At 61.0% G+C, this 14906-nt stretch carries 17 protein-coding genes; 5 read left to right on the forward strand and 12 right to left on the reverse strand.

The window, feature by feature from the left end; translation table 11 throughout:
* Positions 1–51: 51 nt before the first annotated feature.
* The 6 genes from WNY80_RS18665 to rpsB form a co-directional block, all read right to left on the reverse strand.
* Entirely contained in the window at positions 52–888 is an 837-nt protein-coding gene (locus WNY80_RS18665) for a phosphatidate cytidylyltransferase (protein WP_342888927.1), read from the reverse strand.
* Entirely contained in the window at positions 888–1631 is a 744-nt protein-coding gene (locus tag WNY80_RS18670; RefSeq protein ID WP_342888928.1) for an isoprenyl transferase, read from the reverse strand. Before WNY80_RS18670 ends, WNY80_RS18665 begins: the two co-directional genes overlap by 1 nt.
* Positions 1632–1668: 37 nt before the next feature.
* Positions 1669–2229 (reverse strand): ribosome recycling factor, encoded by a 561-nt coding sequence (gene frr / locus WNY80_RS18675; protein ID WP_342888929.1) that lies wholly within the window; start codon positions 2227–2229, stop codon positions 1669–1671.
* A 62-nt stretch (positions 2230–2291) separates the two neighbouring features.
* Positions 2292–3014 carry a UMP kinase gene (gene pyrH / locus WNY80_RS18680; RefSeq protein ID WP_342888930.1) on the reverse strand — a complete coding sequence of 241 codons (723 nt, stop codon included), beginning with the start codon at positions 3012–3014 and terminating at the stop codon, positions 2292–2294.
* A gap of 106 nt (positions 3015–3120) precedes the next feature.
* On the reverse strand, positions 3121–4044 hold the full coding sequence (gene tsf, locus WNY80_RS18685; RefSeq protein ID WP_342888931.1) for a translation elongation factor Ts: 924 nt from the start codon (positions 4042–4044) through the stop codon (positions 3121–3123).
* Between the two features lie 152 nt (positions 4045–4196).
* Positions 4197–5009 carry a 30S ribosomal protein S2 gene (gene rpsB / locus WNY80_RS18690; protein WP_342888932.1) on the reverse strand — a complete coding sequence of 271 codons (813 nt, stop codon included), beginning with the start codon at positions 5007–5009 and terminating at the stop codon, positions 4197–4199.
* A 382-nt stretch (positions 5010–5391) separates the two neighbouring features.
* Between rpsB and WNY80_RS18695 the strand changes: the two genes are divergently transcribed.
* Positions 5392–6069, forward strand: a complete 678-nt coding sequence (locus WNY80_RS18695) for a type 1 glutamine amidotransferase domain-containing protein (protein ID WP_342888933.1) — start codon at positions 5392–5394, stop codon at positions 6067–6069.
* A 179-nt stretch (positions 6070–6248) separates the two neighbouring features.
* Here WNY80_RS18695 and WNY80_RS18700 read toward each other — a convergent pair whose 3' ends face one another.
* From WNY80_RS18700 to WNY80_RS18720, 5 genes are all read right to left on the reverse strand, one after another.
* Entirely contained in the window at positions 6249–7553 is a 1305-nt protein-coding gene (locus tag WNY80_RS18700; RefSeq protein WP_342888934.1) for an Hsp70 family protein, read from the reverse strand.
* 214 nt (positions 7554–7767) lie between these two features.
* Positions 7768–9390 (reverse strand): hypothetical protein, encoded by a 1623-nt coding sequence (locus tag WNY80_RS18705; protein WP_342888935.1) that lies wholly within the window; start codon positions 9388–9390, stop codon positions 7768–7770.
* A 214-nt stretch (positions 9391–9604) separates the two neighbouring features.
* Complete coding sequence (locus WNY80_RS18710) at positions 9605–9733, reverse strand: hypothetical protein (protein WP_342888936.1); 129 nt, start codon at positions 9731–9733, stop codon at positions 9605–9607.
* A 39-nt stretch (positions 9734–9772) separates the two neighbouring features.
* The gene (locus WNY80_RS18715) at positions 9773–9916 is read right to left on the reverse strand and encodes a hypothetical protein (protein ID WP_342888937.1); all 144 of its coding nucleotides are present in this window, start codon (positions 9914–9916) and stop codon (positions 9773–9775) included.
* Positions 9917–9947: 31 nt separating this feature from the next.
* Entirely contained in the window at positions 9948–10769 is an 822-nt protein-coding gene (locus tag WNY80_RS18720) for a cell envelope integrity EipB family protein (RefSeq protein WP_342888938.1), read from the reverse strand.
* 125 nt (positions 10770–10894) lie between these two features.
* On the opposite strand from WNY80_RS18720, the gene WNY80_RS18725 reads away from it, so the two are divergent.
* From WNY80_RS18725 to WNY80_RS18740, 4 genes are all read left to right on the forward strand, one after another.
* Positions 10895–11362 (forward strand): RidA family protein, encoded by a 468-nt coding sequence (locus tag WNY80_RS18725; protein WP_342888939.1) that lies wholly within the window; start codon positions 10895–10897, stop codon positions 11360–11362.
* 7 nt (positions 11363–11369) lie between these two features.
* Entirely contained in the window at positions 11370–12107 is a 738-nt protein-coding gene (locus WNY80_RS18730; protein WP_342888940.1) for a glycerophosphodiester phosphodiesterase, read from the forward strand.
* A gap of 78 nt (positions 12108–12185) precedes the next feature.
* Positions 12186–13424, forward strand: a complete 1239-nt coding sequence (locus WNY80_RS18735; RefSeq protein WP_342888941.1) for a GNAT family N-acetyltransferase — start codon at positions 12186–12188, stop codon at positions 13422–13424.
* A gap of 77 nt (positions 13425–13501) precedes the next feature.
* Entirely contained in the window at positions 13502–13930 is a 429-nt protein-coding gene (locus WNY80_RS18740) for an HIT family protein (protein WP_342888942.1), read from the forward strand.
* Positions 13931–13965: 35 nt separating this feature from the next.
* On the opposite strand, the gene WNY80_RS18745 is transcribed toward WNY80_RS18740, so the two are convergent.
* The gene (locus tag WNY80_RS18745; protein ID WP_342888943.1) at positions 13966–14877 is read right to left on the reverse strand and encodes an SHOCT domain-containing protein; all 912 of its coding nucleotides are present in this window, start codon (positions 14875–14877) and stop codon (positions 13966–13968) included.
* Positions 14878–14906 lie beyond the last annotated feature (29 nt).

A 14906-nucleotide genomic window follows, 5' to 3' on the forward strand; every position in this document is an offset into this window, starting at 1 on the left:
TTGCCGGCGTCGATTTGGTTCAGAGCGGTCAGAGCCGCCTGTCCGGACGACTTATAAACCGAGCAACCTTGCCGCAAGCTCGTCAGCGACGCCGGCATGATCGGCAAGCGGCAGAATATTTCCCAGCAAGAAGGCTGCAAATGCGGCGAAGACAAGACCGTCGACACGATCCATCACGCCGCCATGGCCGGGAATGAGCCGGCTCGAATCCTTGGCGCCGAAGCGGCGCTTGACCCAGGATTCGAACAGGTCGCCGATTTCGGAAGCTACCGAGAGCACCAGGGCGATAATCGGGATCAGCACCCCGCCGCCCTGACGGATGATCAGCGCCACGCCGACACCGGCGCCAACACCCGCGGCCGCACCGAAAAGCGCGCCGGACCAGGTCTTGCCGGGAGAGATCCTTGGGGCGAGCTTGGGACCACCCAGAGCCCGGCCGCAAAAATAGGCCAGAATGTCGGTCGCCCAGACAATGGCAAAGATGAACAGCATGGCGAACAGGCCGAAATGGCCTTCGCCGCGGATTTCGGCCAGCGCAAGGCCCGAAAAGCCCGCATAGACCACCGCAGTCGCCGACCAGAGCCCGCCGCCGCGCATCACGCCGGCCAGAACCGCGCCGCAGCCACCGATGAAGATCGCCGCCAGGGCCATCGACGGCAATGATGTCAGGATGAAAACGGCCGCGGCGAGAATGGCCAGCCAGCCAATCGCGTTGGCGAGCGGCGCCTTGACCGGCGCATTGGTGATCGTCGAGAATTCATAGTGCATCAGCACCATGATCAGCACGGCCAGGCTTCTGAACCAGATGCCGCCGACCCAGGTGGCGGCGAGAACCAGAATGCCGAGGATCACCCCGGAAACGATGCGCAGCCTGAGCTCGCGCGACATCAGGAACCGACCGCGAGATCGGGTGCGGATACCGCACCATAACGGCGGTCCCGGCGGCCATATTCGGCCAGCGCCTCGAGGAAGGCAGCACGATCGAAGTCAGGCCACAGGCATGGCAGGAAGACAAATTCGGAATAGGCAGCCTGCCAAAGCAGGAAATTGGAAAGCCGCTGCTCGCCGCTGGTGCGGATCACCAGGTCGGGATCAGGAATACCGGCGGTATCGACGCGGGACGCAAGGGCTGCCTCGTCGATGGATGCCGCATCCATGTCGCCCGAACGGACCGCCTCGGCGATCTGACGGACCGCACGGACGAGCTCGTCGCGGGCTCCGTAGTTGAAGGCGATGACCAGGGTTATACCGGTGTTGCCGCGGGTCCGCTCTTCGGCCTCGTTGAGCAAGGCGCGAATATCGGGCTGGATGGTCTGGCGGCAACCGATCACCCTGATGCAGACGTTCTCGCGGTGCAGTTCCGCCAGGTCCCTGCGGATGAAGAACCGCAAAAGCCCCATAAGATCAGAGACTTCCTGTTCCGGCCGGTTCCAGTTTTCGGAGGAAAAGGCAAACAGCGTCAGGTACTCGATTTCCGCTTCCGCGGCGGTCCGCACGGCCTCGCGAACCCGCTCGACACCGGCCCGGTGACCGGCTGTTCTCGGCAAACCCCGTGCATTTGCCCAACGGCCATTGCCATCCATGATGATGGCAACATGCCGCGGGCTGGTGATGGGTGTTTCGGATTGCATTGTTATGGCCATTTCCCGACTTGTACGCGAGTCGCGCCTAAACCTGCATGATTTCCTTTTCCTTTTCGACGAGCAAGTGATCAATTTCGGCAATCTTCTCGTCGGTCATCTTCTGCACCAGTTCGGATTCGCGGCGGCTGTCGTCCTGGCTGATATCGCCGTCCTTTTCCGCCTTCTTGAGCGTGTCCATGCCGTCGCGGCGGACGTTGCGGATGGCAACACGGGCATTCTCGGCATAGGTGTGGGACACCTTGACGAGCTGCTTGCGGCGCTCTTCGTTGAGCTCGGGCAGCGGAATTCGCAGGTTGGTGCCGTCCACGATCGGGTTGAGGCCGAGATTGGCCTCACGGATGCCGCGGTCGACAGCGCCGACCATCTGCTTGTCCCAGACGGAGACGCCGAGCATGCGCGGCTCGGGAACGGTGACGTTGGCGACCTGGTTGAGCGGCACGCGGGAGCCGTAGGCCTCAACCATCACCGGGTCGAGCACGTTGGCTGACGCGCGGCCGGTTCGCAATGATGCAATATCGCTCTTGAAGGCCGCGATTGCGCCTTCCATACGACGTTTGAGTTCTTTCAAGTCAGCGCCTTCACTCATCGCCAGTCCTTCCTGCAGAATACCAAGTTTTCATCACGGTGCGCTGTTCGCGCCTGCCGCGATTAATGATCGCGAACGATGGTTGCCCGACCTTCGCCGACCATAATCTTTGCAAATGCGCCCTTTTCGTGAATCGAAAAGACGACAATCGGAATGGAATTTTCACGCGCCAGCGCAACCGCTGCAACATCCATGACGGCAAGCCCCTTGTTGAGCACTTCGTCGTGGGTGATGTTGTCAAAGCGGGTGGCGTCGGGGAACTTCTTCGGGTCGGCCGAATAGATGCCGTCGACCTGGGTTCCCTTGAGAATGGCTTCCGCGCCCATTTCGGCTGCGCGCAGGGCAGCGGCAGAATCGGTGGTGAAGAACGGGTTGCCGGTACCGCCGGCGAAAATCACCACCCTGCCCTTTTCGAGATGATGCAAGGCTGCGCGCTGGGAGAAGCTCTGGCAGATTTCCGGCATGGAAATCGCTGAGAGAACCTCGGTATCGATGCCAAGCTTGCGCAGCGAGGTGGCGAGCGCCAGCGCATTGATGACGGTCGCGAGCATGCCCATGTGATCGCCGGTGACACGGTCACCGCCTTTCGAGGCCACGGCGACGCCGCGGAAAATATTGCCGCCGCCGACCACGACCCCGACTTCGATGCCCATACCGCGAACCTCGGCGATATCGGCGGCGATCCGGTCGACCACCGCGACATCAATGCCAAACCCCTGCTCGCCCATCAGGGCTTCACCGGAGGCTTTCAGGAGGACGCGTTTGAACAGGGGTGCTGAGGACATGAATTGATCCGGATTTGATGTGTCAGGCCCGGATACACGAAGGGCACCGCGTTGTCACGCGATGCCCTGCGGGTTTTTCCACAATGCGCCTTAACGGCGGCGTGTGTCAGCCTTTTGCGGCTGCAGCCACTTCGGCTGCGAAATCGTTCTCTTCCTTCTCGATGCCTTCACCGAGCTGGAAGCGCACGAAACCGGAAATTTCCACCGGAGCGCCGGCGTCGGCAGCAGCAGCCTTGACGGCTTCACCGACGGTCTGGTCAGGGTTCATGACGAAAGCCTGCGAGAGAAGGGCCACTTCCTCGTAGAACTTGCGCATGCGGCCTTCGACCATCTTTTCGATGATGTTGTCGGGCTTGCCCGATTCGCGGGCCTGCTCGATGAACACGTTGCGCTCGCGATCAGCGATCGTTGCGTCAACGTCGTCAGAGGTCAGCGCCAGCGGATTGGTGGCGGCAATGTGCATGGCAACCTGACGGCCGATCGCGGCCAGGGCTTCCTTGTCGCCGGTCGACTTGACGGCAACGATGACGCCGAGCTTGCCAAGTCCGTCGGCAACCGCGTTGTGGACGTAGGTGGCAACGACACCATTATCGACCGACAGCTTGGCCGAGCGGCGGAGATTCATGTTCTCGCCGATGTGGGCAATCGCATCCTTGACGGTCTCGGTGACCGACTTGCCGGTGGACGGCACGGTGGCTGCGGAAACGGCTTCAACCGAACCATCGGTGGACATGGCGACCGAAGCGATCGAGCGGGCCAGATCCTGGAAGCCGTCGTTGCGGGCGACGAAGTCGGTTTCGGAGTTGACTTCGACCACGACGGCCGAGTTGCCTTCCGAAGCGACAGCGATCAGGCCTTCAGCAGCGGTACGGCCGGACTTCTTGTCGGCCTTGGCGATGCCCTTGGCGCGCAGCCAGTCGATCGCCGCATCCATATTGCCGTCGGTTTCGCCGAGCGCCTTCTTGCAGTCCATCATGCCGGCGCCGGTCTTGTCGCGCAGCTCTTTCACCATTGCAGCGGTAATGCTCATAACAGCCTCTTCATACTTGGGGCGTCCGGTCCGGCCACAAGGGCTTGATCAGTCCCGGAATCGCTTGTCGGCATGTCAACCATGCCATTGAAATGTGACAGCCCGGCAAAGCACGATGGCTTGGCCGGGCCGGTTTTGTCCGAAACCCGGATTTATGCCTGTGCAGGCGCTTCCGCAGCAGCTTCAGCCGGAGCGGCTTCTTCAGCAGGCGCAGCTTCTTCGAGCGCAGGCTCGACAGGAGCATCCATGGCGCCAAGATCAACGCCCGATGCACCCTGCTGACGGGCAATGCCGTCGATGCAGGCGCGGCTGATCAGATCGCAGTAGAGCGAAATGGCGCGGCTGGCGTCGTCGTTGCCCGGGATCGGGTAATCGACAACGTCGGGATCGCAGTTGGAATCGATGATCGCAACGACCGGAATGCCAAGACGCTTGGCTTCCTGGATGGCAATGCCTTCCTTGTTGGTATCGATGACGAACATCAGGTCGGGCGTGCCGCCCATGTCGCGGATACCGCCGAGTGCGCGGTTGAGCTTTTCACGCTCGCGCTCAAGGTTGAGGCGTTCCTTCTTGGTGAAGCCCGATGCTTCAGCCGAGAGGATCTCGTCGAGCTTGCGCAGACGCTGGATCGAGTGCGAAATGGTCTTCCAGTTGGTCAGCATGCCGCCGAGCCAACGGGCGTTGACGTAATACTGGGCCGAACGGGAGGCTGCATCGGCAACAATTTCAGACGCCTGACGCTTGGTGCCGACGAACAGCACGCGGCCGCCCCTGGACACGGTGTCGGAGACCAGCTTCAATGCCTGATTGAGCAACGGAACGGTCTGGCCGAGGTCGAGAATGTGAAGATTGTTGCGAGCGCCGAAGATGTACGGCTTCATTTTCGGGTTCCAGCGGTGAGTCTGGTGTCCGAAGTGCACGCCTGCTTCAAGCAGCTGGCGCATGGTAAATTCCGGCAATGCCATGCCTATTACTCCTGTTTCCGGTTGAACCTCCGCAGGGCGTGAGCGCTAAGCGCCACCGGCGGACCGATCCGGATTTCTCCCGGACCAACCCATGCCCCACGTGTGGAATAGGCGTCGCTTACAGGCTGCCGTATGGTTTTGCAAGTGCGAAGGGTCAGAAAGCCTCGAAAGGCGACGATGCCCGAACGGATCCGGGCCGCTCCTGACGATCACAAAACAATTGATCTGTCAGGACCTTGGAAAAACCTGGTGCGCGACCAGATACAGCGTTCCCGCCTGGAACCGGTGGCTCGCATTCGCGTTGCCCCGGGGATAGCGGCGGGTTCGCGTCATCGCGGGCCGCCTGTTTTTCCTATCTCGAACATAGACTGGACGCATACCGATGAAAATCCTGATGGTACTTACCTCGCACGACAAGCTTGGCGATACGGGCGAAAAAACCGGCTTTTGGCTGGAGGAATTCGCTGCTCCCTATTACGTCCTGAAGGACGCCGGGGCCGATGTCGTTCTCGCCTCACCAAAAGGTGGTCAGCCGCCGATCGATCCCAAGAGCGATGCGGACGACGCCCAGACTGACGCCACCAAGCGTTTCAAGGCCGACGCTGCGGCGCAGCAGGCGCTGGCTCAGACCACCAAACTTTCCGGTATTGACGCCGACGGCTTCGACGCCATCTTCTATCCCGGCGGTCACGGTCCGCTCTGGGATCTCGCCGTTGATGCCGACAGCAAGCGCCTGATCGAAGCCTTCGCAGGCTCGGACAAACCGGTCGGTGCAGTGTGCCATGCACCCGCCGTGTTCAAATCTACAATGGGTGCCGACGGCAAGCCACTGGTTTCGGGCAAGCGGGTGACCGGTTTCACAAACACCGAAGAAGATGCTGTGGGCCTGACCAAGGTGGTTCCGTTTCTGGTCGAAGACATGCTCAAGCAGAACGGCGGACACTATGAGAAGGGTGACGACTGGGCCTCTTTCGTTCTGACCGATGGCAAACTTGTAACCGGCCAGAACCCCGCCTCCTCGGAAGAAGCGGCCAAGGCGCTGCTGACGCTGTTGAAATAGGCTTTTGGGTAACAAGGCGATATGGGGTTCTGCCCCATATCGCTCACCGGTATTCCCGGGGCCGGCCCTTGCGGCGATGCGCGGCGCCCACTCCGGCCCGGATCATGGCGAGCCTCCAAGGAACACCGACATCCTGGAGGCGGGACACACACATCACCACCAACCGGTGCCCCTTCCCGTCACGCGGTCACAGGCACGGTCCATTGGTCGATATCGTCACGTTCGCCGATCAGCGCCAGGCCATGGGCGATCGAGATCAGTTCGCCACCGGTCTCGATGCGGTCAGCGGCAAAGCGCTCTGAAAAGATGCGGCGGACAGCGGGCACGAACGACGTGCCGCCGGTGAGGAAGACCTTGTCGACCGAGCCCGCGGCCGTGCCTGTCTTTTCCAGCACATCGTCGAGCGCTCCGGTGATGCTGGCAAGGTCAGCCGCGATCCAGGTTTCGAAATGCTGCCGCTTGACTGTTTTTTCTCCAGCCTTGCCGAGCGCTGAAAAGTGGAACTCGGCTTCCTCTGCCCCTGACAGCGCCATCTTGGTTGCGGAAACGGCCTGGTGCAGCTGATAACCCTCGTCATGCTCGATCAGGTCAATGAACAGTTCCAGCTTGTCCGGCTCGACGGCCTGGCGGACCAGTGTCTTGAGGTCGGCATATTCCTTCGTCGTCTTGAAAATCGACAGCTGGTTCCAGCGCGAGAAATTGCGATAGTAGCTGGCCGGAACATCAAGCCGCTTGCCAAAGCTCTTGAACTGGCTGCCTTTTCCGATTTCGGGCGCTACCAGATGATCGATCATGCGGGCATCGAACTGGTCGCCGGCCACGCCGACACCGGACTGGCCGACCGGAATGGCGCTGACGCGCCCGGCCCGGGTTTCGAAGCGGATCAGCGAGAAATCGCTGGTGCCACCGCCGAAATCGGCCACCAGAACGGTGGCATCGTGGTCGAGATTTTGGGCAAAATAGAAAGCGGCGGCCACCGGTTCATAGACATAATGCAATTCGGGAAAGCCGAGCCGGCCCAGCGCCTCGCTGTAGCGCCGCATGGCAAGGTCGGCATCCGGGTTCGAGCCGGCGAAATGCACCGGACGCCCGGTGACGATGCGGCTGACCGGTGATGGCCAGTTGTCGCCTGCATAATGTTCAAGCCGCTTGAGGAAGACCTCCATCAGGTCCTCGAACTGGAACCGGCGCGCATGCACCATCGTGCCCTGAAACAGCGACGAGGCGGCGAAGGTCTTGATCGATTGCAGAAAGCGGCAATCACCCGGATTGTCGATGAAAGCACGGATGGCAGCCGCGCCGGCTTCCACCTGAAGCGCACTGGCGCCAAGCTTCGGATCCTTCATGAAAGACAGCGCGGTGCGCATGGTGTCGCTGGATCCGGTGGGTGAATCGAAGCTGATCGACGCCGTATCCGATCCCTTGTCCAGCTGGGCGAGAACCGTGTTCGTGGTGCCAAAATCGAGCCCAAGCGCAGTCGCCATGGCGTTGCTCCAACGTGTTCAGGGGTGAAAGGATGCAGGTCGCGGACGAATGCCAGGAACCGGAGAGCGGGCCTCATGCCACAGGGCTGCGGCCCAGTCCACCCGTCGGGCGTGCTGTCGTGAGGTCAGCCCTGGCGGAACTGAGCTTCATTTTGGAATTTGACCGGGCAATCCCGGTGCAGGCTCAGGCCGCATGTGCCGCCAGAGCGCAGACCTATTGTGACGTGTAGCGCGGGTGCTCCAAGGCTTCGAAACAATCGGTCAGTTCAATACGGGTGAAGCCCTCATAGGCCCTGGCGTAATCCCTGAGCAGTTTCTTGCGGGCAGCGGTTACCGGGCAGGTCGGCAGCAAGACGATGTCCGTCTGCGACAGCGCCGCGGCTTCCTCATCGGTCAGCGGCAGCACCGCACGGTAGGGATCGCCGCCAATCGAAACGCCCCTCGCCGGCGTGCGCCCCATCACGGCCGTGATCGGGTTGGCGAAATCGCGCACGTCGATCACCTGGTAGTGGCGGCCTAGCTTGGCTTCGCGCTCGCGGATGGCGTTGATCACGTCGTCCATGGTCTTGAGCACGGTGACCTGAAAGCGGTGATCGAAATAGAGCCAATAGGCCGGCAGAATGTTCAAATCGGCGTAGCTCTCATAGGTATCGCGGCCGTTGGCCAAGACCGGGCGGGCCTTCCCGGCAGCCTCCACCGTCATCGTTTTCGCGCTGAAGCTCATGCTCGGCGGCAAGTTCTCGGTCTCGATCGGTGCGTCCTTGAGCGACGTGGCTGCGGCACGTGCTGTCGAGTGGAGCATCTTGGTGACTGTCGGCAGCGAGACCAGAGCAATCAGCACGATCAAGGGCGACAGCCGCGCCCGCCTTTCGGGCGCAGTGGCGAGAAACAGCACAAGAAGGAATGGCCACACAGATACGAAGGCCGCTCCGCCGTAATTTTGGGATTCGAACAGAACATCGGCCATGATCAAGACGGACAGCCAGAGCCAGTCCTGATCGAGGCGATTTGGGACCGGTGTACGGGGATTGTCACGGTCGAATGCCGCAAGCAGGTTTTGCCCACCCCAGTAGCGGGAAGCAAAGAGGTAGGCGGAAAGCAGCGAGGCGGCGAAGATGACATCGAACCGAGCACTGACCGTGGTGACCAAGTTCGACAGCAGGATGGAGTCGTTGTTGTCAAACAGCCTGAACACCGAGTGCAGGTAGGCCGACACGGTTCCGGTCATGACTTCCAGGCCGGCAACCAGCGACAAGCACAAAGCGGCGACGATGATCGATGTGTAAATGCCGATCCTGCGGGTGAGAACAGCGACGGCGAGGAGCAGCCCGGCGACGGCAAAGCCGTTGATCTTGACGAAAGCCAGCGTGAGCAACAGCACCGAAACCAGCCCGATCAACGCCGGTTGCGAGCGCACGAAAAACAGCGTGGCAACCAGCAGATAGAGAAGCACGGCGCTGTGACGGTTGTAGTAGGCGAAACCATCCACACCGGGAAACGCGTTCCAGGACATGATGTTGAACGGCAGGATGGAGAACATCAGGTAGGGCAACAGCAGGGCAAAGGCTGCCACGGCCCCGCGCTCGAGCGCATGGTGGCAAATGACCGCCATCACCGGCAGAGTGACCAGCATCATGCACCACTGAATCACCAGCGCGACATTGCCATTGGGGAAAAGCGCGCTCAGCAGATCAAACAGAATGTAATTGAGCGGTCCGACCGGCGCATGGAAATCCTTGTTGATCTCCTGCCCGAGCGAAAGCCGGTGCGCCCCGTCGATGTAAATATAGGTATCCCAGAAACTCTCCCCCAACGGCAATTCCAGGGGGAACATCAAGGAAAGCCCCATCAGAGCAACAAAAGCCGCGAGGGTTGCGTAAATCAGAAATGCCGGACGACCGATGTGTTCCCGCTTCAAAATGACACCAATTCCAAGACTGCACGTTCTGACGACAAGGCGCAGGCTGGCGAATATTCATTTCATTTCCATTAAAAGTGGTGTGAACCGGGTGTCACCAGACCTGGCACAAGAAGAGCGCCGTCCAGCTGAATCAGGCAGAAAACCGGTCGTTCCACAGCGAGATGCGGGCCACATCGCGCCTTTCATACTCCGCGATCGCCGTCTCGATATCGGGCATTTGGGCTGTTTCGCGGTCTTCGCCTATTTCGATCAGGCGCATCGTATAGCATGCGGTAATTCCGCCCTCGGCCCAACGTTCCTAGAGACGGATCTGGGCATCGGCCGGGTTTCCACCGCCGTCGGCAAGCGAATCCGACATGGCCGACTTGGCGATGCGGTTTTTAAGAACAATGCTGCAAGGCAGCCCGAGCGGCTGGAAAAGTTTGTCGGCGCCCGCGGTCATCGATTACTGTCCTTGAGGCCGCTGAGCATACCTACTGTTCAACGCAGGGCTGCGGCTCGTACATGTCGAGCTGGGCAAGCTGGCCTTCCAGCACGAAGTCGCCGTAATCCATGGTAAGATCGCGGGTGACGCCATTTTCGTAGAGCTTGAAGGCTATCGAGTAGACCGGCAGTCCGTCGCCTTCGGCGTTTTCCTCGAAATAGGACATCGAGACCGGCCAGTAGGCATCATCGGCCAGTTCGCCGGCGCGCTTGGCCTCGGGGTCGTTTTTGCCGGCCTTCTGCTTTTCACCCAGGATGGTGGTGGTGATCATCGCCTTGTCGCCGGCATCGGAGCCGTCATAAATGCGCGATTCATAAAACCGCTCGCCGTCGCGGGCCTTGTCGATCAGCTCGATCATGTGTTCGGTGGGAAAATGCGCCATGGAGATATCGAGCGCGAGCTTGTCAGGGCGTTCGAGAGCGACAGACAGGCCATCGCCCTTCACTTCCGCCGAACCACGAACTTCATGGTCAAGCTTCTGATCGACGAAAGACCGGGTGACGAAACGGAAAATGCCCTTGCGGATGTCCTCGAACGTCGTGGTCTGCTGGTCGGTCAGCCGGGAATCCTCGCCGGTGGAAATCTCGGTAACGAAGCGGAAGCTGACGGTGTAGCCCTCGCAGGCCGAGCCGCCGAATTCATAGACCATGCGTCCGACCATTCCGGAGATACCGGAGCGCTCCGAGGCCTCCTTGAGCGAAAGATCATAGACCGCGCGATGGGCGGCAAGCCCCCCGGCTCCCGCTGCGGGCGCGGCTTGCACCGATGTGGCCGCCAATACGGCAAATGATGCAATTGCGAGCATGCGCATCCGGTTTTCTCCTGTCGAATCCTGAGCTGATGTTATATGACCAGAGGTGGCAAAAGCGAGGCGGAACTTTCATGAACCGCCAATTCGTTCGAGCAACCCTAACAGAGCCGATCTTGGAGCCTTTGATGACCGACACGATAGAATCACGCCTGGCAGCCAGCAACATTGTGCTTCCGGAGGCCGCAGCACCGGCCGCCAATTACCTGCCTTACGTCATTACCGGCAACCTGCTGTTCATTTCAGGCCAGTTGCCGATGGAAAACGGGGCCATTGCCGTCAAGGGCCTGCTAGGCCGCGATGTCGATGTGGCGGCGGGACAAAGGGCAGCGGAACTGTGCGCCATCAACATCCTGGCGCAGACCAAGGCCGCGCTTGGCGGCGATCTCGAGCGCATTGTCCGGCTGGTCAAGCTGAGCGGCTATGTCGCATCCGAGCCCAACTTCACCGACCAGCACCTGGTCATCAACGGCGCATCCAACCTGATCGCAAACCTGCTTGGCGAGCGCGGCAAGCATGCCCGTGCCGCTGTCGGCATGGCCTGCCTGCCGCTCAATGCAGCGGTTGAAATCGACGCCGTGATCGAGATCGGATGATACCGGCATGACCCAGTTCACCCCCGAGCTCAGCTGGCTGATCAACCGCCCCATCGCCCACCGCGGTTATCACGACATGAACAAGACCGTCTGGGAGAACACGCCGAGTGCATTCCAGCGGGCAATCGACGCCGGCTACGCGATTGAATGCGACATCCACATTGCCGCCGATGGCGTGCCGGTGGTGTTTCACGATGACGATCTGGAGCGGCTTTGCGGACTTCGCGGCGATGTCCGGGCGCGTACCTCTCAGGAACTGGGACAGCTGACGGTTGGCGGTACGGCCGACAGGATCCCGTCATTGCCGCAGCTGTTCAAACAGGTGGCGGGCAAGGTGCCGCTGGTCATCGAGCTAAAGGGACGTCCCGGCGATGATGACGGTTTTGCCGATGCCGTAGTCGAGTGCCTGGAAAGCTATGACGGGCCTGTGGCGCTGATGAGCTTTGACCACGCGCTTCTGCGCGACCTCAAGGCGAGTGGCGCGCCCTGCCCGCTCGGCCTGACCGCGGAAGGCGTCAAGCCCGAGGCTTTCTTCGTGCACGAAGAGGCCATGCAGCAGGGTCTCAACTTCATCTCCTACTGCGTGCATCATCTGCCCAATGCCTTTATCGAGGCGCAACGGGCGCAGGGTGTACCGATCATCACCTGGACGGTGCGGGATGCAGAAGCGCGCGAGAAAACCAGGCTCCATGCCGATCAGATGACCTTCGAAGGCTTCGATCCGGACAGCCTGGAAGAGGATTGACCTTGTTAATCCGGCCGGCGTTCATAAGTTGATGGGCAGAGTTTTAGCGGGCAAAAGCCCTCTGTCGGGCGGAGTCGCATGACGATTGACAACACTGATTACACGCTGACCACCGTTGAAGGCATGACTGCCGTCACGGCCGAGGAATGGAGCAGGCTTGGCGGGGCTTCGCGCAGTTCGCAATCGACTGCAGATGCCTCACAGGCAGAGTCGGGTATCATCTATAACCCGTTTGTCAGCCACGCTTTTCTGTCATCGCTTGAGGATTCGGGTTCCGTCTCCGGGCAGACCGGATGGTTGCCCCGCCACGTCGTTTTGCGGGCGCCGGACGGATCGCTTGAAGGCGCAATGCCCGCCTATATCAAGAGCCATTCGATGGGCGAATACGTGTTCGACCATGCCTGGGCCGATGCATTCGAACGCGCCGGCGGACGCTACTATCCCAAGCTGCAGTGTTCGGCACCGTTCACACCGGCGACCGGGCCACGGCTGATGGTGCTCCCCGGTGCGGGCGAGGAAAGCCGCCGACAGGCGCTGGCAGCAGGCGGGCGATCATTGTGCACCCAGCTCGGCCTGTCCTCGGTGCATGCCACCTTCGTGCCCGAGAGCGAAATCCCGGCATTTGAGGCCGAGGGTTACCTGCATCGCACCGATCAGCAGTTCCACTTCCAGAACACCGGTTACACGAGCTATGGCGACTTTCTCGACACGTTGGCATCGCGCAAGCGCAAGCAGCTCAGGAAGGAACGCAAGGCTGCACTCGAAAACGGCATAAGCATCGAATGGCTGACCGGCGCGGATCTGACGGAAAGCGTCTGGGATATCTTCTACGAATTCTATATCGACACCGGCGGGCGGAAATGGGGCCGGCCGTATCTCACGCGCCAGTTCTTCTCGCTGATCGGCGAACGCATGGCCGAGGACGTGCTCCTGGTGATGGCCCGGCGCGAAGGCCGGTTTGTCGCCGGCGCGATCAATTTCATCGGCGGCGACTGCCTTTATGGCCGGCACTGGGGCTGCGTCGAGGATCATCCGTTCCTGCATTTCGAGGTCTGCTATCATCAGGCAATCGATTTCGCCATCGCCAAGGGGCTGGCGCGGGTCGAGGCGGGCGCGCAGGGCGAACACAAGCTGGCGCGCGGCTACCTGCCGGCAACCACGCATTCGGCACATTACATCGATCATCCCGGGCTCCGCCGCGCTGTGGCCGACTATCTCGAACGGGAGCGGCGCGACGTCGAGCACATCGGCCAGGTGCTGAGCGAACATGGCCCCTTCCGCAAGGGCGGCAGCACACCCGTGGAGAGTGACGGCTGACGACACGAAGCCTGTCCCTTGACCCCTGCCCCGGGGTAGATACAAACATGTCTGATTGATCAAACGGAGACACACCGATGACCGCGCCCCATTATGACGACAGCAATGTGTTTGCGAAAATCCTGCGTGGCGAGCTGCCGGCAGAGCGTCTTTATGAGGATGAACACACGCTGGCGATCATGGACATCATGCCACGTGGCGACGGGCATTGCCTGGTGATCCCAAAGGCGGCCGCCCGCAACATTCTCGATGTCGAACTCGACAGCCTGTCTCGGGTGATGGCGACGACGCAAAAGATGGCACGGGCCGTGATGACGGCTTTTGGTGCAGATGGCGTGACCATCCAGCAGTTCAACGAGAGCGCAGGCGGCCAGGTGGTGTTTCACCTGCATGTGCATGTGATCCCGCGGTTTGACGGTGTCGCAATGAAGCCGCACACCGGCACGATGGAAGACGGCGCAGTCCTCAAGGCCAATGCCGACAAAATCCGCGCGGCGCTGGACTGAGACCGTGGCCGCGGCTTGATTTCATCCGTCCGGAATCAGATCCGCGCCAGCAATTCGGCTTTCTTGGCCTGGTATTCATCATCGGTGAGAATGGCCCTTGCGTGCAGGGCCGCAAGACGCTCGATCTTGGCAAAGATGTCGGCTTCATCCGCCGTTTCCGCCGACTTGCCGGTCTGGGCGGTTTGATCGGTGTCCGGCAGTTGCGGAGCGGGATCGGTGCGCACCTGCCCGGCCTGCTCTGTCCGGTTTCCGGAAGCAACCTTGAACAGGACATCCGAAAGGGCCGGTGCTCCGGGCCTGGCAGACGATTCGGAGGCAACGGGTTCCTGTCCTGTATCCGCAACGTCACTGGTCTCCACTTCCCGCAGATCGGCGATCTTGACCAGACCGTGCTGCGAGGTGAAGCTGAGCGATTGATCGCCTGACTGCTGCTGGGAGAAACCGCCTATGCGATGGTCGGCAGTGTCGTAGACGCGGACCCTGCCATTGCCGGTATCGATGGCCAGCCGCGCGGTATCGGGAAACCATGCGTAGCGCATCCGGTTCTGTGCACCGGTCGATGCGGCATGGCCCAGACCGGTTGGCCACCAGTTGCCCGGCGCCCCGCCTTCCACAAACAGGCTGGTTGCGTCACCTTGCGTCTGTGACTGTGTGGCGGCCTGGTTGGGCTGGTCCAACAGGTCCGACTGGCGCATCAGCTTTGCCAATTCGGAGCAGAGCAGGTCGACCTTGGCCTTGAGCCCATTGTTGAACATGTCGCCGACCATGGTCATGCCGCCTTGCGACCATTGCCCCATACCGCCGAGATCGGGATGATTGAACTGGGCCTGCGTCCCCTGCCCGGCAACCAGCGCCATCAGCAGGTGCTCGACCGCTTCCTGACTGGCGCCGTGACGGCTGGCGATTTCGGCAAGGGCGGTGCGTGCGGTCTCGGTCAATTGGGTCAATCTTCCAAACCTCCTCATGGGGCCAGCTG

The sequence above is a fragment of the Hoeflea sp. AS16 genome (assembly GCF_038900095.1).
Taxonomy (GTDB): Bacteria; Pseudomonadota; Alphaproteobacteria; order Rhizobiales; family Rhizobiaceae; genus Hoeflea.